The organism is Kribbella yunnanensis (assembly GCF_039529655.1).
GTDB lineage: Bacteria > Actinomycetota > Actinomycetes > Propionibacteriales > Kribbellaceae > Kribbella > Kribbella yunnanensis.
This window is the reverse complement of sequence record NZ_BAAANF010000028.1, coordinates 43130-64877: the sequence shown is the minus strand read 5'-3', so window position 1 is coordinate 64877 and position 21748 is coordinate 43130. Positions and strand designations below refer to the sequence as shown.

Here is a 21748-nt window from a genome sequence, read left to right as displayed (position 1 = left end):
CTGGTCTGGTCAATATGCTGCTTCCATGGTGTCTCTCGAGGAGCTAGAACGCGACCCCCATCCAGCACTCGCGAGCATCCGCCCGATCGGCTGGATGGACGCACTCAACGGCTGGGTGGTCACCGGCCGGGCGCTCGCGATGGACGTCATGCGCGACCCGGACACCTTCACCGTCGACGATCCCCGCTTCTCGACGGCTCAGGTCGTCGGGCCGTCGATGCTCTCCCTGGACGGCCCCGCCCACGCCGCCCACCGCACCCCCTTCGACGCACCCTTCGGCCTAGCCGAAACCCGCCGCCGCTTCACGCAGCCGGTCCAACAGACCGTCACCGACCTGATGACTACCCTCTCCGCCCCCACAGGTCCGCACAGCCGCCCCGAACCGCGGTCCGCCGACCTGCGGACGACGCTGGCCGGACCCCTCTCCGTGGCGGTCGTCGCGTACTCGCTCGGGCTTCCGCAGGCGTCGGCCGCGACCGTGCTCGACTGGTACACGGCGATCTCGGACTCGGTGACTGGGGTTGCCGCCGGCCGGGCTGTCACCGCAGAGGGCGCGGCCGCGTTCGCCGAGCTGCACAAACATGTTGCCTCAGGCATCGAATCCGACGGGCTGCTGCAGACCGCCGCCCGCGACCTGACCATCGATCAGGTGGTCGCGAACGCCGCCGTGCTCATGTTCGGCGGGATCGAGACCACCGAGGGCATGATCACCAACGCCCTCTGGCACCTGCTCACGAACCCCGAGCAGCTCGCACTCGTCCGCGCCGACCCCACACTACTCCCCAACGCCCTCGAGGAATCCCTCCGCCTCGAACCGGCCGCCGCAGTCGTCGACCGTTACGCGACCCGCGACATCGAACTCGCCGGACAGCACATCCGCCGCGGCGACCTGGTCGTCGTTTCGCTCGCCGGGGCAGGCCGCGACCCCGAGGTCTTCCCCGACCCCGACACCTTCGACGTACGGCGATCAAACGCCCGCCGGCATCTCGCCTTCGCGAGCGGTCCGCACATCTGCCTCGGTATGCACCTCACCCGACTCGAGACGCAGACCGCAGTCGCCGCCGTACTGGACCTGCCTGGTCTGAGCCTCGCAGCGGATTCACCGGCACCTCGCGGACTCGTGTTCCGCAAGGTGCCGGCGCTCAACGTGACGTGGGAGGCGTGAAGCCGTCCGGCGTCAGTACGACGGTCGCACCGGAGTCACCTGCGACCTGGATCATCCGCAGCGCAGCCAGCGCCGGGTGGTCGTCGAGCAGCTTGGCCGAGTTCGCGAGCGACCGCAGCGCCGCCGCCTCACCCCGCGCCCGCTCAAGCGCGACCCGACCCCGCTGACGCTCGACCGCTGCCTCGGCCAGCGCAGCCCGGATCTCGCCGATCAGGACGAGGTCGCGGATCGTGGCGTCCTCGATGGTGATGCCGAGCCCGGCGACCTCCGTACGAACCGGCTCCGGCAGCTCACCGTTGACCTCGGTCCGCACATCCGGCCGCAGCAGGTCCTCGAGCTCACGCCGGCCGATCGCCTCGCGGATCGCATACTGCAGCGCAAGGTGCAGCAGGTCGAGCGGCGCCTCGGCGTACTCGACGAACGCCCGCGGGTCAGTGACCCTCCAGCGCACGACAGCCGTGACACGCACGGTGACGCCGTCCGCGGTGAAGATCTCCTGGCCACTCACAGTGAGTTGACGCAGCCGCAGGTCGACGGACTCCCGGCGTACTCGCCAGACCTTCGGGACGCGGTGACGTCCGGGCTCCAGCAGGGTCTCGAAGACACCGTCCCGGTACACCAGCACACGCTCGTGTGCGTCCACCACAACCTTCATTGCACCTTCCCTCGTCCGAAAAGAGTTCGCCCCGGCACACGCCCGGAACGGCGGCGGAGGTTCCGGCTCGTGACGAGCAGCCGGGCCTGCAGAGCCGCGCTCCGGGATTGCACGTGTACCGGGGCGAACCGTGAGAGCTTTGTCCGTGGCAAAGCGGCCGCATCCGCACCAGGACGACGCGCAGGACGATCCCTGGCAAGCGCCGGTGATCGCTGCTGACCTGGCCGATGTCTGCGTTCAGTGTGACGGCAGGCAGTGGCCACCGGCAACTGGATTGGCTCAGCCGAAGAAGACGTCGTACCCGAGCCGAAGGATCAGGCCGGAAACCACCACCAGGAAGACGACCCGGACGAACTTGCTGCCGCGCGCGACCGCCGTCCGGGCGCCGAGCAGACCGCCGACCATGTTGGCCGCGCCCATGATCAGACCGAGCTTCCACAGCGGGGCGCCGGCGAGTGCGAAGATCCCGATCGCGCCGAGATTCGTGGCCACGTTGGCGATCTTGGCCTTGGCGCTGGCCTGCAGGAAGTTGTAGCCGAGCAGACCGACCAGCGCGAAAATCAGGAACGACCCCGTCCCCGGGCCGACCGCGCCGTCGTAGAAGCCGATCACCACGCCGACACCGCAGGCCGCGAGATAGTGCTCCCGCCCGTCGAACCGCAATGCGGTCCGCGCCCCCAGCGAAGGCTTCATCGCGGTGTAGATCGCTACCGCGATCAACAGCACCAGCACGATCGGCTTGAACCACGACATCGGAATCCGCGTTGCCACCAAGGCCCCAGCCGCCGAACCAAGCCCGGCGAGAATCGCCAACGGGATCACGGTCCGCTTGTCCGGCCGCACCTTCACGCCGAACGTCACCGCGCTGGTCGTCGTACCGAACAACGACGAGATCTTGTTGGTGGACAAGATCTGCGCAGGCGAAGCATTAGGCAGTCCAAGCAACATCGCCGGCAACTGCAACAACCCACCACCGCCAACGACCGCATCGATCCAACCGGCCGAGAAGGCGGCAAGGACAAGAAAGATCAGGGTCCAGGTGGAGATGTCAGGCACACACCCCATGATCCGGTAAGGCCATTGTCCCAAACAACCTTTACGTGACCCATCCCACCTACAGCGCCCCGCGGAACTCGGTCCCCTTCCAGGTCGCGGCACGAACGCCGTACAGAACCACGAGGTCACCCTCAGCCACCCAATGCTGCTCAACCAACCGCTGATCCGGCTGCATCCGAACCCAAGGGATTTCCCCGGAGTCTCACCGGTGCGACAGTCGGAGCATGGCGTCCTCGATTCTTCCGCCGGAAGGCGAAACCCTCGCGACCGGCTGGGAGGCCGACCTCGAACCGGCCGACTCGATCGTCCGGCAGGCCGTGCTCGCCCACGCCTCCTGGGCCACCGACGCGGCCCGGCGCATCGGCAAACCCTGGTACGACGGCGCCACCTGGGCCGGCGGAGTCCTCGGCGACCGGGGACCGCTGACCAACTGGGTGATCCCCAAGCAGCCCGTCGATCCGGCCTCGGTGGTCGCGGAAGTAGCGCGCGAACTACCCGCCGACGTCCCCTACCTCTTCGTCAGCGCCTGGCCCACCGGCGACCTCCGCCCACACGGCCTAGCCCTGGCCGGCCACCCACCGCTGATGGTCCGCTTCCCCGACACCGTCACCACACCACCCACCACCGACCTGGACATCCGCCAGGTCACCGACGCCACCGGCCTCGCCGACGCCGAACGCGTCCTCATCGAGGGCTACCCCCTACCAGAACTCCAACCCTTCGAACCCGGCTCCGTCTACGACCCCACCCTCCTCGAAGGCTCGTCCGTCTGGGTCGGCTACGACGGCGACACACCCCTAGCCACCGCCACCGCCCACCACGCCGCCGGCCTCACCGTCGTGGAAAACGTAGCCGTCATGCCCACCGCCCGAGGCCGAGGCGCCGGCGCCGCCCTCACCTGGGCAGCCACCATCCACCACCCCAACCACCCGGCCGCCCTCATAGCCTCCGACAACGGCCAACCCGTCTACACCCGCCTCAACTACCACCGCCTAGAACGCTGGACCGTCTGGGTCCGCCCTAACCACAAACATCTCCCCCGATTACTCAAGACCTCTTGTACAACGCCAATTGCAAACCCCGAGGCCGATTGGTCAAGGGCACGACCACGAGCCGGTACGACGTTGTGCACGGGTTAACCACACCCACGGTCGGACGGTGGTCGAGGGGTGCTCAAAGTGCGCTGGTCGGGGCGACGTTGAGCACGGTTCGACCGTTTCGGTGGGGCTCACGTGGTTGATGGGTGCTCAAAGTGATTGCCGGCCCGCGATCTCGGGGTCCCGGGACTGCTCGGGTTCGTTAGCCGATGGATTTTCGTCACCGAGTCCCCCTAATCCCTCGGATAGTGCAGATCTCGAGCATCACGCACCTCAGCCACAGCCCGTCAGCCCCAGGCAACGCGGAGCCGCGTTAGCCAGTCTCGCCATCCGGCCCAGCCACCCACGTGGCCCGCCCTCTTGCTTTGTCGGCCGCCTTTGGTGGTCGAGTCGGGGTACAGGTCCGAAAGGACTCGGCCGGGGACGTCCGCTCTGGCTGATCGCCGCGTCCGGCCGACCAAAAAGACAGCGTGGCCGGGCGCCGCGGTGGCTGAGGTAGATGGTTCGGTCGGTGACTGCGCTCCCCGTCGCCTGGGGTTGCCGGGCTCTGGTTGCCGTGCGGGAAAGACGCCCGCTGGCACTGACCCACCCCGCGCCTTCGTCCCGCGCTTCACCGAACGCGCCGGGCCTCGGCGTGTGGGCAGTGGGGTGGTGCGTTGGGCGGTACTTTTTTCGCGTATGGCGCCCCAAAGTTACCGAGCGACGCATCCTCCGCCGCCGTAACGTCCGGCGATCCGGAGACCACGCTTGCGGGTTCTTCGGACGTTGTGGGAGCGGGACGCCGGTGCACCATCGAACGCGGCGCGGCGGGAGGTGTTGAGGGGTGGGACACGAAAGGGACCGGGGCACCTGGTTGGGTGGCCGGTCCCTTTGGGTGTTCTGGGGTTAGCTGCGGATTGTGGTGAGCAGGTGGTCTACTACGTCGGCTACTGGGATGTCGGCTCGGGTGTTGGAGCGGCGGTCTTTGACCTCGATGGTGCCGTCGGCCAGGCCTTTGCCTACTACGGCGATGGTGGGGACGCCGATGAGTTCGGCGTCCTTGAACTTGACGCCGGGGCTGACCTTTTCGCGGTCGTCGTACAGGACGGTGAGGCCGCGGGACTCCAGTTCGGCGGCGATTTCGGCTGCCTTCGCGAAGAGTTCGGGGTCCTTGCCGGTGGCAACCAAGTGGACGTCGGCGGGGGCGATCTCGCGCGGCCAGACCAGGCCCAGTTCGTCGTGGTTGCCTTCGGCGATGGCGGCTACGGCGCGGGTGACGCCGACGCCGTAGGAGCCCATGGTGACGGTGACGAGTTTGCCGTTCTGGTCGAGGACCTTCAGGTCGAGAGCGTCGGCGTACTTGCGGCCGAGCTGGAAGATGTGGCCCATCTCGATACCGCGCGCCGACTCCAGCGGGCCGGAACCGTCCGGCGCCTCGTCGCCGTCGCGGACCTCGGCGGCCTGGATCGTGCCGTCGGCGGTGAAGTCGCGGCCGTGCACCAGGTTGATGACGTGGTAGCCGGACTTGTCCGCGCCGGTCACCCAGGCGGATCCCTCGGCGACCCGCGGGTCGAGCAGGTAGCGGATCTTCGACGCGTTCTCGGAGCCGAGCACGCCCGGGCCGATGTAGCCCTTGGCCAGTGCGGGGTTCTTCTCGAAGTCGGACTCGTCGAACGCGACCACCTCGGCCGGCTCGACCTGGGCGCCCAGCCGCTTCTCGTCGATCGCCCGGTCACCCGGTACGCCGATTGCCAGCGGCTCGCGGGTGCCATCCGGGTTCACCAGCATCACGAGCACGTTCTTCAGGGTGTCCGCAGCGGTCCACTCGCGACCGTCGGTGCGCGGGTGCTTCGCATTCAGCGCGTCGACCAGGGTGTCGATGGTCGGGGTGTCCGGGGTGTCGACCACCTCGGCGGCCGGGACCGCGGACGCGTCGACCGGCGCGGACTGCGCGACCACGACGGCTTCGACATTCGCGGCGTACCCGCCGGCGGAGCGGACGAAGGTGTCCTCACCGTTCTCGGCGATCGCCAGGAACTCCTCCGAGCGCGAGCCGCCCATCGCCCCGGACATCGCCTGGACGATCACGTAGTCGAACCCGAGCCGGTCGAAGATCTTGATGTACGCACCGCGGTGCGCCTCGTACGACGCCGCGAGCCCGGCGTCGTCGATGTCGAACGAGTAGGAGTCCTTCATCACGAACTCGCGCCCGCGCAGCACGCCGGCCCGCGGCCGGGCCTCGTCGCGGTACTTGTTCTGGATCTGGTAGATCGACAGCGGCAGGTCCTTGTACGACGAGTAGAGGTCCTTCACGACGAGCGTGAACATCTCCTCGTGGGTCGGACCGAGCAGCATGTCCGCGCCTTTGCGGTCCTTGAGCCGGAACAGGTTCGGCCCGTACTCGGTCCAGCGGCCGGTCGCCTCGTAGGGCTCGCGCGGCAGGATCGCCGGGAAGACCAGCTCCTGCGCGCCGATCGCGTCCATCTCCTCGCGGACGATCCGCTCGACCTTGCGCAGCACTCGCAGGCCGAGCGGCAGCCAGGTGTAGACACCAGGCGCCGTACGGCGGATGTAGCCGGCGCGGACGAGCAGCTTGTGGCTCGGGACCTCCGCGTCCGCCGGATCCTCGCGAAGGGTGCGGAGGAACAGCGACGACATACGCAGAATCACGGGAACTCCAAAAGGGATGGAACAAAGGACGACCTAGAGGATATCCGTCTCCCGGGCATCGTCCGACCAGTTATCCCCAGGGAGGGTTCACTTCGTTTCGCGGGAAGCTTTCAGGGCCCATTTGATCAGCGGCACCTGGAACGGCAGCCGCGCCCACGCGATCGCCTTCTGCTGCGGCGATCCCTTGCGCTGGATGTCCGCCGCCATCTGCACGTTCGCCGGGAACACGGCCACCAGCAGCCCCGCACTCGCGAGCCCGGCCAGCCGCCGAGTCTTCGGGTGCAGCAACCCCGCCGCGCACGCCAGCTCGGCCACACCGGAGGCGTAGACCAGCTCCTTCTTCCGCGGCAGCGCCTTCGGCACGATCTTCTCGAACTCCGCGGGCTTCACGAAATGCAGCACACCGAGTACGCCGAACAGCACGGACAGGCCGGTCGTGGTCTTGCTCCGGGACGCCATGCGAGCCACCTTACTACTGGGTAATCAGAACAAGATGGTGGCAAAAGTCTCGACGGTCCGGAAGCCGACCCGCTCGTACGACCGCCGGGCCGGTGTGTTGAACGCGTTGACGTACAGCGTCACGACCGGCGCGATCCGGCGGGCGAGCTCGACCACCGCCGCCATCCCGGGCGCCGCGATCCCCTGCCCGCGGTACTCCGGATCCACCCAGACCCCCTGGATCTGGCAGACGCCAGTGCCCACCGACCCGACCTCGGCCTTGAACACCACCCGGCCGTCCTCGATCCGCGCGAATGCCCGCCCGGCGCGGATCAGCTCGGCCACCCGGGACCGGTAGAAGGTCCCGTCCGGTCCGGTCTGCGGCGGTACGCCGACTTCTTCGGTGTACATGGCGACACAGGCCGGGTACAGGATCGGCAGCTCGACCGGCTCGACCGCACGGACAAGCGGGTCAGCGGAGACCGTCGGCGGACCGTCGATGACCATGAACGGCTGGTCGCCGCGCACCTCGCGGGCCGGACCCCAGTGCGGTTCGAGCGCGGTCCACAGCTGGTCGACCGCGCGCGCCGGTCCGAGGATCTGGAAGCAGTTGCGGCCACGACGCAGCGCGTACGCCGCGAATGCGCGCAACGCGGCGTCGTCGGCGCCGACCGGAACCATGTTCCCGCCGGCGTGACACAGCGCCTCGAGCACGCCCTTGTCGACGTACCCCCAGACCTCCGCACCGCGCCGCGGGTCCAGTCCGGACGCCTGCACGAGACTGTCGACGAACACGTTGACGACCGGGTCACGGGCGATCACCGCGCGCGCCGCCGCGAGGTCACGAGGACCGAGAACCCGTACGCCCACGCGCAGAACCTAGCGGATGACCCGGCGCCCCGTGACACTCAAGGGCACTTAAGGGGCGTGTCCGGCCGCCGCTGCGTCGTGCTCGGCCGCGATCCGGCGCAGCGGTGAGGTCCACGCCACGATCACGCCGATGCAGCTCGCCAGGCCGACCAGCACCATGCCCGTCCGGATGCCGAGCTCGTTGCCGAGCAGACCGCCGACCATCGCACCCAGCGTCCAGCCGACACCCCAGGACAGCATCCGGCCGGCTGTGTTCACCCGGCCGAGCAGGTGCTCCGGTGTGACCTGCTGGCGGTAGGAGACCGCGTTGACGATCACCAGCACGTACGACGAACCCCAGAGCAGCAACGCTAATGCGGCCACCACCCAGCCAGGCGACAGTGGCGTGAGCACTCCGATCACCGCGGACGCCGGGAGTGCGTAGAGCGTGATTGCGGCCGGCGCCCGTCGTTTCAGCAGCCGTGGCAGCGCGAGTGCGGCGATCAGCCCACCGATCCCCCAGGTCCCCCACACCAGTCCGAACCGGAGTCCAGACGTACCGACGTGCAGCACGCGGTCGCACCAGACGACGATCAGCGCCATGAAGCCGCCGCCCGCGAAGGACTGCAGACTGCCGACGATCGTCATCGTCCGGACACCAGGGTGGCGGACCAGATAGACGATGCCTTCAGCGATATCGCCCAGTACGACGCGCGGCCGCAACGGCGGCTGCCCTTCCCTCGACTCCGACAGCGCTCGGATGATCCCGCGCACAGCCAGTGCGGACGCCACGAAGCTCAGAGCGTCCAGAGCGAGCAGTCCGGCCGGATTGACGACCGCCAGCGCCAGTCCGGTCAGTGGTGGCACGAACAGCTCGATCAGACTGGACGCGGACCACACTGCGGAGTTCGCCTGGGCCACTCGGCCCCGGCCGACCAGCACTGGCAGCGCACCGAAGTTGGCACCGTCGAAGAAGGTATAGACCGCCTGTACGACGAACGCGACCACCAGCACCTGCGCAACAGTCAGTACGCCGAGCAGTTGCGCCAACGGCACCGAGCCGATCAGTACGGCGTTCACCAGGTCGGCCGACACCATCACGCGGCGCCGGTTCCAGCGGTCGGCCAGTGCACCGGCGAACAGCCCGGTCAGCAGGTACGGCGCTGCCTCGAGCGCCGTCACCGCAGCTGTCAGAACTGTCGACCCGCTCAGCCGATAGACCAGCACCGGCAACGCAATCGCCGTCACCATCGACCCGGTCGTCGACAACGCCCGTGCGGCGAAGTACCGCCGGAAGTCCGAATCGTCCCGCAACCGCGGCGGCGGTGTCACAGCGCGAGTCTCATCCACTTCAGTTCGTCCCCGAGGTCCCGAGTCGGCGTTCTGAGCGGCTCCCCGAACCCGTACGCCTCATAGAAGCCGATCGCCTTCGTGTTGTCGACCAGTACATCGAGCAGGAGTTCCGACGTACCCGCCGGCAGTGCGGCCACGGCAGCGTCGAGCAACGCCTTACCCACTCCCCTCCCCTGCTGGTCCGGGAGCACGTACAGCTTCCACATCACCCAGAAGCCCTCCTCCTGCCCCAGACCAACCATGCCGACCGGTACGTCGTTTTCGAGCGCCACCAAGGTGATTCCGGTCCGGATACCACGCTCGACTACCTCAGGCGACCACCACTGCGCCAGCCCGTCGGTGATGAACTCCGGGGAGGCCAGGCCGGCGTACGCGACCGGCCAGGTCGTCAGCCCGATCTGCCGCACCGCATCGACGTCCTCAGGCACAGCCCGCCGTACGGCGATCACCCGTGCACCACCACTGTCTGATCGTCCGGATCGGTGATCTCGAGTACGTCGCCGACCTGGGTGACCTGGTGACCGGCCTCGGCCAACCGCCGCCGTACGAGGTCCAGGTCCTCGCTCGTGGTGAGCTCCAACCGGATGCCGTCGCCGAACCGCGCCAGCGCATCGAGACCGACCACCGCCAGGAACCCGCGCCAGGCTGTCTCCTCCTGGGCGTCCAGTTGCGGTGTGACCAGCCAGCGCTCGTCGGGACGCGTCTCGTTCAGCCTGTAGCCGTAGAGATCGTCACTGCGCTCGTCGATGTGGATGTGCACACCGTCCGGACCGGCCACCCGCAGCACCCGCCCATAGGCCTCGTCCCAGATCACTGCGTCCGTGTACCCGGCCTGCTCGAACTGCTCCTTCAGCCGATCGACATCCGCTGCCTCGAACGACAGTGAGGTCTGTCCGGGCTGACCACCGGTCGAGCTGGTCGCCGCACTGTGCAGCGCGACCATCCCGCGCCCGGCCAGCATGTCCACCCAGTCGCTGCTCCGCGCGGTCTCGATCCGCGCCTGCAACCCGAGCGTCTCCAGGAACGCCCGCATCTCCTGCACCCGATCCGTGAACCGCAACGGCCGAACCACCACGTCACTCATCCGCGTGCCTCCCCATGCTTGTCGAGGTACTCCGCCAGCGCCTGCTCGACGAGCGCCGACAGGCTTGCGCCGTCGTCGATCGCCTTGTGTTTGACCCGCCGCACCAGACCCGGCGGCAGGTACACGTTGAACTGCACCTTCTTGTCGCTGTCACCACTCATGGCTATATTGCTAGCATCCTAGAGAGCTACTGGTCAACGGGTGACGACGCGGAGGTAGGTGGTGTCGCGGGTGTGCAGGGTGATCGGCAGGACGACATTGCGAGGTGCAGCGGAGGTGGTGGCGAGGAGGTCTACCGCAATGCGGCCGAGGTCGTGGACCGGGAGGGAGGCGGCAGCGACAGTGAGCGGGAGGACGCTGGCCGGGCCGGCGTCGTCCATGCCGGCGAGCTCGATGTCGCCGGGGACCTCGTAGCCGAGGTCGGCGAGTTCGCGGGCGGCGGTGGTGACGATGAAACCGTCGGAGCAGAGCAGAACCGTCGGAGGCTCGGGCTGACTGAGCAGTGCGCTCAGGCGGGCCTTACGTGCCTCAGGTGCGAGGAACTGGTGGGTGCTGAGCGCAGTCAGGTCCGGCCGGGCTTGCAGACCGTGTGCGCGGAGCGCTTGCTGGTGGCCGCTGAGGCGGTCGCGCACACTCGTGCAGTCGACCTCTCCCCACAGCGTCGCCATCCGCTGGTGCCCAAGACCGATCAGGTACGACGTCAACTCGTACCCGACCGCGAATTGGTCAGCCAGCACCGCGTCGGTCGGCACATCGGGTTGGTACCGGTCGATCAGCACAACCGGCAGCGCCAGGTCCCGCAGTACCTGGGACGACCCCTCAACCGGGTACAGCGCGATCCCGGTCACGCCACTGGCCACCGCTCGCCGCAGTGCGCGCTCTTGCAGTTCCAGCGAGCCCTTGCTGTCGTAGAGCACCAGCTCGAACCCCAGCTCATCACACCGCGACTCGACGCCGGTGATGATGCCCTCCTTCACCGGCCCCTGCCCGTGAATCACCAGCGCGACCGCACGCCGCCGTACCGGCTCCGGCGCTCGCTCACGCACACGCTCCGCCACGAAGGTGCCGCGCCCCTGCTGCCGGACCAGCACCCCGTCGGCGACCAGATCGTTCAGTGCGCGGATCGCGGTCGTCGTACTGACGCCGTACCGCTCGCAGACCTCGCGCTGGGTGATGAACGGCCGGTCCGGGGTGTGACCGCCCTGGGCGATCAGGGCGAGGAGCTCCCGCTTGACCTGCTCATACCTCGGGAGCATTTGCACCACCCTCGAATCGGTTGCCGCGTTAATGCATTAAATCCTACGGTCGGATCATGCGACTGCTCGCGACCGCCCTCACCGCCGCCCTGCTGGCCACCGGACTCCACGGCACGGCCACCGCTGCCCCGGCAGCAATCACCGCCACGAACCTGACCGCCGACTTCTCGGTCGACAAGGGATCCGGGTACGCCGAGGTGTTCGGCTCCGGGATCAATGTTCCGGCCCTGACCGACACCGCCAAGATCGATACCCTGCACCAGACTGGCACCCGGTTCATCCGCGGTGACGCCTACCTGCAGCAGATCCTGCCGCGCAACACCTCGATCGACGCCTACCTGGCCAGTCTCGGGACCGCGGGCAGCGTGTCCGACCCGAACACCTGGGACTGGAGCAAGTACGCCTGGGTCGACGAGCACCACAAGCGCGGGACCAAGACGATCCTGATCCTCAGCTACTCGATCGACTGGCTCGGCTACAACGGCAGCGACTTCAGCCCGCCTCGCGGCGACCGGGGGTTCCAGGTCTACGAGGACGTGATCAAGAAGATCTACCAGCGGTTCCGCGGCAAGGTCGACCTGATCGAGGTCTGGAACGAACCCGACCTGCCGGGATTCCTCCAGCTGGGCGGATCACCGTGGGGAGACAGCCAGAACGACCGGATGGCGGCGTACAGCCAGATCTACCAGCACGCGTACGCCGCCGTGCGCAGCGTCGACACCGAGATCCCGATCGGCGGACCGACTTCCTCCAACCCGGGCCAAGGGCTGGCGTGGGTCGACAAACTGCTGGCCGATCCGGCACTCAAGAGCAAGTTCGACTTCCTCAGCTACCACGAGTACAACCCCTACACCGACAACCGCGGTGAGGCCGTCGACTCCTTCCGGCAGCACGCGGCCGCGCAGGGCCGGCCGAACATCCCGGTCTACGTGACCGAGTGGAACTACTCCGCCGCGTACGAGCGCGTCCCGATGAACGCGAGCGACGCGCGGAACCTCAGCTACTCGGCGCTGCGAATGACCAACCTCTACAACCAGCGCGCGAACGGCGCGAACGTCTTCGCCGACAACGACGAGGCGATCGAACCGAACTTCTTCGGTGTCCACAGCAACGGCATGCTCCCCGCCCGAGCCCGCGCGTACCAGTTGCTGTCCCGCGACCTCGGCCTCGGCGACGGCGTCAGCAAACTCCGCCAGGTGTCCGCTCCCCCGAACAACTCCACCGGCTTCGGCGCAGCCACCACTGCAAGCGGCGACAACGTCAGCTGGGTCGTCAACGACACCGCTCAACCACTCACGGTCGACCTGCAACTGAAGGGGCTACCTAACGGTTCAACCGTCGCCAACCTCTTCGAGGCCAGTCCGAACCAGAACCCGGTGACGCCGAAGTCCGCCGTCAACCTCACCATCACCGGCGGCGCGACGAGCGTGGCGCTGACAGTTCCGCCGTACTCGGTCAGTGGTGTCCGGCTCGGAACCAATGCCCTGGGCAACAATCTCGCTCGGTCCGCGGCAGCCACCGCGTCGAGCGTCAGCAAGGCCGATCCCGGACTGGTCGCGGCCAACGTCCTCGACGGAACGGTCGGCGTACACGGCATCGGCGAATGGGCGTCGGACCAGGAGCTGAGCCCGAACCTCACGCTCACCTGGCCTTCGGCGCAGACGATCGGCCGAGTCGTCCTTTTCGACCGCGCGAACCCAACCGATCTGGTGAGGTCCGGCAGACTCGTCTTCAGCGACGGCAGCGTCGTACCGATCCCGGAGCTGCCGAACAGCGGCCTGGCCAAGGACATCACGTTCGCACCCCGCAGTACGACGTCCGTCCGGCTCGAACTCACCGGCGCCGGCCTGAACGTCGGCCTGTCCGAGATCCAGGTGTACGACGGCGCTGACGTCGCCCGCGAAGGCACGATCACGGCCAGCAGCGGGTCGCCGTACAACGCGATCGACAGCCGCCCATCGTCCGAGTGGACCTCGACCGAGACCGACCCGTGGGTCCGGATCGACTGGGTCAACACCCACCAGCTCGACCGCATCGTGCTCAACGACCGCGCCGACCTGGCCAGCAACATCACCGGCGGCACCCTGACGTTCAGCGACGGAACCAGCCTCGCCGTCACCGGCATCCCGGCCGACGGTTCGGCCAAGGTCGTGAGTTTCCCGGCCAAGTCCGTGACGTGGGCCAAGTTCACCGCGACTGGCGTCGGCACCAACGTCGGCCTGTCCCAGCTCCGCACGCTCTCGGCCCCGAACCTCGCCTCCAGCGCCGCCGCGACCGCATCATCGACGTACCGCAACGATCCCGCGTACGCCGCCTCGGCCGCGACCGACGGCGTGGTCAACCAATGGTTCGCCGGCGAATGGGGATCGAACGGCGAGGTCAACCCGAAGCTCACGCTGACGTGGTCAGTGCCGCAACGCCTCAGCCAGGTGATCCTGTTCGACCGCAGCAACCTCGAGGACCAAACCCGCGGCGGCACCCTCACCTTCAGCGACGGCAGCAAGATCTCCCTCTCCGGCCTCGACAACGCCGGCACCGGCCTGGTCGTCAACTTCCCCGCCCGCACCACCACCTCCGTCCTCTTCGAAACCGTCGGCGGCCAAGGCCTCAACAACGGACTGGCCGAGATCCAAGCCTTCGCCGCCAACGACACCCGCCGCCTCGAATCCGTCGACGAACCCGGCAAGTTCTGGCGGCACCGCAACGGCCTCGCCCGCATCGACCTCCCCGGCCAGCCCGAGGCCGACTTCGACTTCCGCATCGTCGCCGGCCTCGCCGACCGCGACGCCATCAGCTTCCAGTCCGTCAACTACCCCGGCGACTACCTCCGGCACGCCGACGGCCTCCTCCGCCTGAATGCCTACAGCAACCAACCTCTCTACCGAGCCGACGCCACCTTCCACCCCAACGGCCGCACCTTCGCCTCCCACAACTACCCGACGCACTCCATCCACCACACCCCCGACGACCAACTGCAGATCGCCCCGGGAACCACACCTGCCGCGGAGTTCACCATTCGCTGACCCGAGTTTCGATCCTGCTCGAATGGTCCAGAGGTGCCTTCGAACAGGGTCGAACAGGTTGTCGAAGCTGCTGGTCAATCGTTGGAATACCAGGGCCCACGTCCGTCAGTTATGAAGAGAGCACCCATGCCCAGTGCCCTTTCGCCCCGGCGCCAGTCCTGGCGCCGGTCCGGCCGGATAGCGATCACCACCACGGTCGCCTCCGCCCTGATCGCCACCCTCTGGGGTCCTGCCGCCAACGCGGCACCCCTCAAGGACGACCCTGCTTGGAAGCCCAAGAAGGAGAAGTCCGTCCCCACCAAACCCTTCAAGGCCATCCCCAAGGCCGCCGACCCGGCCGAGGCCGCAGCGGCCAAGCCGGTGCAGAACAAGGTGACCTGGCCCAAGGCCGGTACCGCCGAGGTCGCCGTACCGGCTGCGCCGTCGGCGTGGAGCGCGGCCCTGGCCGGCGGGCGTCAGGCAGGCACCAAGACCCAGGCCGGCACGCTGCCGATCTGGATCGGCTCGGCCCCGGCGTCGACCGCCAAGGCCGCCGCTGCCGACGTGACCCCGGCCAAGGTGAAGGTCGATCTCACTCGCCGCGGCACCGACGGTCTGCAGCTCAAGCTCAACCGCACCGACGGTGTCGCCAAGAGCGGCAAGGTCTCCCTGCAGCTGCGCTACGAGGACTTCCGGGACGCCTTCGGTGGCGACTGGGCCCAGCGCCTGCGGGTGATCGACCAGCGAACCGGTCGCCCGATCGCCGTACAGAACAACGGAAACGGCAACCTCACTGCTGAGGTCCCGGTTGGCGCGGAGGCCTCGACCTTCACAGTCGCAGCCGCTGCTGCCGGCGGCACCGGCAACTTCGGCGCCTCGCAGCTGGCCCCGACCGCCACCTGGCAGGTCGGCGGCTCCTCCGGCGACTTCGCCTGGCAGTACCCGATGAACGTCCCACCGAGCAACGGCGGCCCCACCCCCAAGCTGAGCCTGGACTACAGCTCCGGCGGCGTCGACGGCCGCACCTCAGCCACCAACAACCAGCCCTCGTGGGGTGGCCAGGGATTCGAGTTGCAGCCCGGCGGTTCGATCGAGCAGCGCTTCGCCTCCTGTGCGTCCAAGACCGAAAGCACCGGGAACAACGGCACGAAGGCCACCGGTGACATGTGCTGGGCGGGCGAGAACGCCACCTTTACGCTCAACGGTAAAGGCGGCGAGCTCGTCCGGGACGACGTCACGAAGACCTGGCACCCGCGTGCCGATGACGGCTCGGTGATCGAGAAGCTGAACGGCGCCGACAACGGCGACGACGGCCGCACCGACGCCGAGAAGGGCGAGTACTGGCGGCTCACCACCAAGGACGGCACCAAGTACTACTTCGGTCTCAACAAGTTGCCTGGTGCAACCACCCAGCGGACGAACTCCGGTTTCACCATGCCGGTCTTCGGCAACCACTCGGGCGAGCAGTGCTTCACGGCCGGCAACTTCGCGGCGTCCTGGTGCCAGCAGGTCTACAAGTGGAACCTGGACTACGTCGTGGACCGCCAGGGCAACACGATGAGCCTGTTCTACGACACCGAGACCAACTACTACGGCCGCAACCAGACCGAGACCGCGCCGACGGCGTACACCCGTGGCGGCAACATCCGCAGCATTGAATACGGCCAGCGCGACGGTGCGACGTTCAGCACCCCGGCCGTCGGGAAGGTTGAGTTCACCACCACCGAGCGCTGCCGCGACGGCAGCGGCTGCTCCGCGCCCGACGACTACCCCGACACGCCACTGGACCAGCGCTGCATCGGCGTGAACGGCGCGCCCCCGACCAAGTGCGACAAGACCAACCCCTCCTTCTTCACCACGAAGAAGCTCTCCAAGGTCAGCACCTACGTTTACCGCGGCTCCGGCTTCGACCTGGTCAGCAGCTGGAACCTGCGCCACACATTCCCGGAAAACGGTGACAACACCAAGCCCGGCCTCTGGCTGGAAGCCATCACATACGCCGGTCACGTCGGCAACACCGGCGGAATCGCCATCCCCGAAGTGAACCTCGACGGCATCCAGCTCGCCAACCGCGTCGACGAAGTCGGCGACAACCTGCCGAAGATGAACTGGTGGCGCGTCAACCGCGTCTCCTACGGCACCGGCGGCGAACTCGCCATCGACTACCACCCGACCGACTGCAAGCCCGGCGACGTACCACCGGCCGACACCAACGGACGCCGCTGCCACCCGATGAAATGGACGCCCCCGGGCTCCACCACCGAGCGCCAGGACTGGTTCCACAAGTACGTCGTCAAGGCGGTCACGGAGACCGACCGAGTGTCCGGCAACGAGCCGATGGTCACCACCGTCGAGTACCCCGGTGCGCCAGCTTGGCGGCACGACGACGAGGACGGCCTGGTCGAGATCGGCCAGAAGACCTGGTCGCAATGGCGCGGCTACGACCGCACCATCGTCCGCAAAGGCAACGTCGGCGGCCCGCAAACCGTCACCGAGAACCGCTTCTTCCGCGGCATGGACGGCGACAAACTCGCCGCCGGCGGCGTCAAGGACGTCAAGGTCGAAGACTCCACCGGCGCCAAGGTCGAGGACCAGCCACCGCTGTCCGGGCAGCCGTTGGAGACCCGGACGTTCAACGGCACCGAAGAGATCCAGCGCACGATCAACGACCAGTGGATCTCCGCGCCGACCTCCACCCGGGTGAAGTCGTGGGCGACCGTCAGCGCCTTCCAGGTCCAGCAGGGCGGCAACCGCCAGACCGAGCAGCTGACCGGCGGCGGCGAGCGCAAGAGTCAGGCGTTCAACACCTACGACGCCGACGGCGTACTGGTCAGCAAGACCGATCTGAAAGACCTGAGCACGACCGCCGACGACACCTGCACCAGCTACGAATACACGACCAACCCGGCCGCCGGCATCAGCGAGATCCCGAAGCGGGAGCTGCAGGTCGGTGTCGCCTGTGGCAAGCCTTACACCAAAGAGCAGGTGATCAACGACAACCGCACCTACTACGACGGTGCCACCTCGCTGACCGCCGCTCCGATCCGCGGCAACGCCACCAAGACCGAGCGCCTCTCCGGCTTCGCGGCCGACGGCACTCCGCAGTACCAGGTCACCGGCACCACCAAGTACGACGACCTGGGCCGCGCGGTCGAGATGACCAACCCCAAGAACGAGACCAGCACCGTCACCTACACCCCGGCCGGTCCGGGCCCGGTGACCAAGGTCGAGTCCACCAAGCCGAACGGCCAGCAGAGCGTCGTCGAGCTCGAGCCGGCCTGGGGCCAGCAAGTGGCCACGACCGATGAGGCGGGCAAGCGGACCGAGGCGATCTACGACCCGCTGGGCCGCACCACCAAGGTCTGGTACCCCGGCCGCACCGGCGCCGTGACGGCGAAGTTCGCCGCCGCAGGAGCCAACGAGGCCGGCCTGGCCGCCGCAGCCGACAACGCCGCGGTCGCGGATGTCTCGTACACCTACGGGATCCACGCCAACGACCCGCTGACCGTCACCACGACCACGCTGCAGGCCGATGGCAGCACCGAGGCCGCGATCCAGATCTACGACGGCCTGATGCGGCCGCGCCAGTCCAAGTCCTCCGGAAAGTCCGGCGGCTCGATCGTCAACGACGTCAAGTACGACAGCCGCGGCCTCGAGGTGAAGCAGAACGGGCCGTTCTACACCGACACCCCGGTCAGCGAGACGATCCTGACACCGGTGGAAGAGGAACTGCCCACCCAGAAGGTCACGCTGTACGACCTGGCCGGCCGGCCCACCACCGAGCAGGTCAAGTCCTTCAACCAGGTCCTCTGGGAGACCAAGCACACCTACTCCGGCGACAGCGAGACCGTCGACCCGCCCACCGGTGAAACCCCGATCACCCGGATCACCGACGTCCAGGGCCGGCTGGTCGAACTGCGCCAGTACACCGGCGACTCGGCCGGCGGCAGCTACGACAAGACGACCTACACCTACGACGCGCGCGGCCAGCTCGGAGTCATCACCGACCCGGCCGGAAACAAGTGGGGTTACGAGTACGACGCGCTGGGCCGGAAGGTCAAGGAGACCGACCCGGACAAGGGCGCCACGACCTACACCTACGACCAGCTGGACCGGGTGGCCACCAAGACGGACTCCCGCGGCCAGACCCAGGCGTACGAGTACGACTCAACCGGCCGGACGACCGCCGTCCGTGACGGCTCGGCCACCGGTCCGAAGCGGGCCGAGTTCGTGTACGACACCCTGCTGGCCGGCATGCCGACCTCATCCACCCGCTACGACAAGGACGGCAACGCCTACATCAATCGCGTCCTCGGCTACGACGCTCGTGGCCGGGCCACCGGCAACGAGTACGTGATCCCCGCCAACGAAGGCAAGCTGGCCGGCACCTACAAGTTCGAGAGCACCTATCGCGAGGACGGCCAGTTGGCCACCGAGACGGTGCCGGGCGTCGGTGGGCTGCCGGGCGAGACGCTCACCTACGGCTACAACGCGCAGGACCAGCAGACCACACTGGGTTCCGGCACGACCTCGTACGTGCGTGGTACGACGTACACCTCGTTCGGTGAGGCCGAGTCGATCACGATGGGCTCGACCAACGGCAAATGGGTCTCGATCGGTTACAGCTACGAGGACGGCACCCGCCGGCTCTCGAAGGTGACCACCGAGCGGGAGATGTCGCCGAGCCTGGTGTCCGAGGTCGAGTACCTCTACGACGACTCGGGGAACATCAAGCAGGTCAACGATCGGCCGTCCTCGCTCACTGGCGAGCAGACCGATACGCAGTGCTTCAGCTACGACTACCTGCGCCGGATGACCGGCGCCTGGACTCCGAAGCCGGGCGAGGACAACACGTCGGGCGACTGCGGTGCCGCACCGACGGCCGCGAACCTCGGCGGACCCGCGCCGTACTGGCACAGCTGGACCTTCGACAAGGTCGGCAACCGTAAGACCGAGACCAAGACCTCGGCCGGTGGATCCACCACGGCGACCTACAACTACCCGGCGGCCGGCACAGCCCAGCCGCATGCGGTACAGAGTGTCGTCACGACCGGTACCGGCATGCCGGCCGGGGGCCGCACGGACAACTACACCTACAACCAGAACGGCGACCGGCTCACCCGCTCCAGCGGTGGCACCACGGAGAACTACACGTGGAACACCGAGGGCGACCTGGAGAAGGTCACCAAGAACGGCCAGGAGACGTCGTACCTGTACGACGCCAACGGCACGCGGCTGATCCGCCGGGACAACACCGGTACGACGCTTTACCTCGGCGACACCGAACTCCTGCTCAAGCCGGGAGCGGCATCTGCCGAAGGCACCCGGTACTACGACCTGGGCAGCAAGACCGTCGCTGTCCGCGTGCAGGACAAGGTCAGCTGGCTCGGCGCCGACCACCACGGGACGTCGACCACGGCGATCGCCGACAACGCCACCCAGACGATCCAGCGCCGCCGCGAAGACCCGTACGGCAACCAGCGCGGCACCGCACCGGCGAGCTGGCCGGGGCAGCGCGGTTTCGTCGGCGGCACCAACGACGCGTCCACCGGTCTGGTGCACCTGGGCGCCCGGGAGTACGACCCGACGATCGGAAAGTTCATCTCGATCGATCCGCAGCTGAACGGCGAGGATCCGCAGACGCTGAACGGGTACATCTACAGCAACAACAACCCGATCACCTTCTCCGACCCCGACGGTCTGTCCTGGTTCAGCAGCATCGTCGAGAGCATCAAGACGGTCGCGACCACCGTCACCAACCGGGTGGTGGAGACGGTCAAGGAGACCATCAACGTCACCTCGACCGTGGTCAACTGGGTCAAGGACGCCGCGACCCAGACCTTCGAAGCCGTCAAGTACGCCGTCACCCATCCGGTCGAAGTCCTCAAGAAGGTCGAGAAGACCATCAAGACCGTGGTCAAGACCGCGGTCAAGGTGGCGGTCAAGGTCGCGAAGAAGGTCAACGAGATCCGCAAGGATCCGGTCGGCTCCTTGAAGAAGGCGGCCGCCGCCGTGGTCAAGACGGCCAAGGCCGTTGCCCACACGGTCAAGGCCGTGGCGGTGAAGGCGGCGAAGTGGGTCTACGAGAACCGCGCTATGATCCTGCAGGTCGTCGCCGAGATCGCGATCACGGTGGCCATCGGCGCGGTCACCGGTGGCGTCGGGGCCCTCGCCTTCCGCGGTGCGATGACCGCGGTCCGGCTGGCGTCGAGCGTCAAGCGGATCGAGAGCGTGGCCAAGAACATCGAGATGGCCACCAACAAGTTCCACTCGGCCCGCTCGCTGATCCGCGCGTCCAAGGAACCGGGGCCGATGCACAACTTCCCGGAGTCCTTCGACGACGTGATCTTCGCCAAGGGCACGCGTACGGTGAAGCCCGACTTCTACAACAAGCCGAAAGCAGGACTGAGCAATGACTCGATCATGTACAAGCTCCCCGGCACGGTGAACGGCAAGGCCGGCCACTACGAGATCGCCACCCGGCCGACCGTCAGCGGGCGCTCCGAACTGATCTGGCATCGCTTCTTCAACCCGACGAGGAGCAAGTGATCGGGCCGGGGCGGGTCTTCCCCGCCGCCTACGAGGCCGCGGTGACGGACTATCCGGCGGCCGGCGTCGTCGATCACGAGTTCGTCGACGGGCGGGACGGCCGCAGCGTGGTCGTCGTCATCGAGCCCTCGGAAGGCACCTCCTGGACCGGCGCGTTCGGCGGCGGCGAGCCGCTGACGCGACGGGCGGTCTCGGGCCTGTACCCGACACCGAGCCCCGTGCGGCTGTGCGTCGTCGACCGCGGAACGGCCTTCCTGGTCGACGTTCTGGTCCCCGAACGGTCCGAGCGGGTGCCCACGGACGATCCGGTGATGAGTGTGGAGACCGCCGTCGGCGAGCGCCTGCTCCTGCTGGTCGGCCGCTGGACGATCACGGCGATCGGCCCGGACGGCGTCGCCTGGACCTCACCCCGGATCGCGATGGACGGACTGCGCGTCGACGAGATCGAGGGCGGTCTGCTCCGGGGCGTGGCGGACCCGGGCGACGAGGAGCCGCGCGACTTCGCGGTCGACCTCCGGACCGCGGCAGTCACCGGCGGCGCCGGAGTCGAGTAGTCCCGGCCACGACGGAGGAGACGGGAGCCGTCTCCTCCGTC

The 21748-nt window shown here is 67.8% G+C and carries 15 protein-coding genes; 5 read left to right on the top strand and 10 right to left on the bottom strand.

The features are described 5' to 3' along the window. Nucleotides 1-25: 25 nt before the first annotated feature. On the top strand, nucleotides 26-1165 hold the full coding sequence (locus ABD231_RS38970) for a cytochrome P450 (RefSeq protein WP_344164384.1): 1140 nt from the start codon (nucleotides 26-28) through the stop codon (nucleotides 1163-1165). Here ABD231_RS38970 and ABD231_RS38965 read toward each other — a convergent pair. Together ABD231_RS38965 and ABD231_RS38960 are read right to left on the bottom strand one after the other, a co-directional pair. After that, on the bottom strand, nucleotides 1143-1820 hold the full coding sequence (locus ABD231_RS38965; RefSeq protein ID WP_344164381.1) for a slipin family protein: 678 nt from the start codon (nucleotides 1818-1820) through the stop codon (nucleotides 1143-1145). The genes ABD231_RS38970 and ABD231_RS38965 overlap by 23 nt on opposite strands. Before the next feature lie 279 nt (nucleotides 1821-2099). Further along, entirely contained in the window at nucleotides 2100-2885 is a 786-nt protein-coding gene (locus ABD231_RS38960; RefSeq protein WP_425554248.1) for a TSUP family transporter, read from the bottom strand. A gap of 215 nt (nucleotides 2886-3100) precedes the next feature. Between ABD231_RS38960 and ABD231_RS38955 the strand changes: the two genes are divergently transcribed. Beyond that, entirely contained in the window at nucleotides 3101-4015 is a 915-nt protein-coding gene (locus ABD231_RS38955; RefSeq protein WP_344164376.1) for a GNAT family N-acetyltransferase, read from the top strand. Between the two features lie 843 nt (nucleotides 4016-4858). Here the strand turns inward: ABD231_RS38955 and ABD231_RS38950 are convergent. From ABD231_RS38950 to ABD231_RS38915, 8 genes are all read right to left on the bottom strand, one after another. Next, nucleotides 4859-6622 (bottom strand): proline--tRNA ligase, encoded by a 1764-nt coding sequence (locus tag ABD231_RS38950; RefSeq protein WP_344164374.1) that lies wholly within the window; start codon nucleotides 6620-6622, stop codon nucleotides 4859-4861. 87 nt (nucleotides 6623-6709) lie between these two features. Further along, entirely contained in the window at nucleotides 6710-7081 is a 372-nt protein-coding gene (locus tag ABD231_RS38945; protein ID WP_344164371.1) for a DoxX family protein, read from the bottom strand. A gap of 24 nt (nucleotides 7082-7105) precedes the next feature. Next, nucleotides 7106-7930: a GNAT family N-acetyltransferase gene (locus ABD231_RS38940; protein WP_344164368.1), complete on the bottom strand. Its 825-nt coding sequence runs from the start codon at nucleotides 7928-7930 to the stop codon at nucleotides 7106-7108. Between the two features lie 48 nt (nucleotides 7931-7978). Continuing rightward, the gene (locus ABD231_RS38935; RefSeq protein WP_344164365.1) at nucleotides 7979-9241 is read right to left on the bottom strand and encodes an MFS transporter; all 1263 of its coding nucleotides are present in this window, start codon (nucleotides 9239-9241) and stop codon (nucleotides 7979-7981) included. Further along, a complete protein-coding gene (locus ABD231_RS38930; protein WP_344164362.1) occupies nucleotides 9238-9711 on the bottom strand; it encodes a GNAT family N-acetyltransferase in 474 nt (157 codons plus the stop codon). Before ABD231_RS38930 ends, ABD231_RS38935 begins: the two co-directional genes overlap by 4 nt. Continuing rightward, the gene (locus ABD231_RS38925) at nucleotides 9708-10346 is read right to left on the bottom strand and encodes a VOC family protein (protein WP_344164359.1); all 639 of its coding nucleotides are present in this window, start codon (nucleotides 10344-10346) and stop codon (nucleotides 9708-9710) included. The genes ABD231_RS38930 and ABD231_RS38925 overlap by 4 nt, the downstream gene beginning before the upstream one ends. After that, nucleotides 10343-10507, bottom strand: a complete 165-nt coding sequence (locus ABD231_RS38920) for a ribbon-helix-helix domain-containing protein (RefSeq protein WP_344164356.1) — start codon at nucleotides 10505-10507, stop codon at nucleotides 10343-10345. Before ABD231_RS38920 ends, ABD231_RS38925 begins: the two co-directional genes overlap by 4 nt. A 33-nt stretch (nucleotides 10508-10540) precedes the next feature. Further along, nucleotides 10541-11602, bottom strand: coding sequence for a LacI family DNA-binding transcriptional regulator (locus ABD231_RS38915; RefSeq protein WP_344164353.1), 1062 nt, complete (start codon nucleotides 11600-11602; stop codon nucleotides 10541-10543). Between the two features lie 56 nt (nucleotides 11603-11658). Here ABD231_RS38915 and ABD231_RS38910 point away from each other — a divergent pair, with 56 nt between their 5' ends. The 3 genes from ABD231_RS38910 (at nucleotide 11659) to ABD231_RS38900 (ending at nucleotide 21707) form a co-directional block, all read left to right on the top strand. Next, nucleotides 11659-14625 (top strand): DUF7402 domain-containing protein, encoded by a 2967-nt coding sequence (locus ABD231_RS38910; protein ID WP_344164350.1) that lies wholly within the window; start codon nucleotides 11659-11661, stop codon nucleotides 14623-14625. A gap of 126 nt (nucleotides 14626-14751) precedes the next feature. Next, complete coding sequence (locus ABD231_RS38905) at nucleotides 14752-21153, top strand: RHS repeat domain-containing protein (protein WP_344164348.1); 6402 nt, start codon at nucleotides 14752-14754, stop codon at nucleotides 21151-21153. Continuing rightward, nucleotides 21150-21707, top strand: a complete 558-nt coding sequence (locus ABD231_RS38900) for a hypothetical protein (protein WP_344164345.1) — start codon at nucleotides 21150-21152, stop codon at nucleotides 21705-21707. Before ABD231_RS38905 ends, ABD231_RS38900 begins: the two co-directional genes overlap by 4 nt. Nucleotides 21708-21748: the final 41 nt, after the last annotated feature.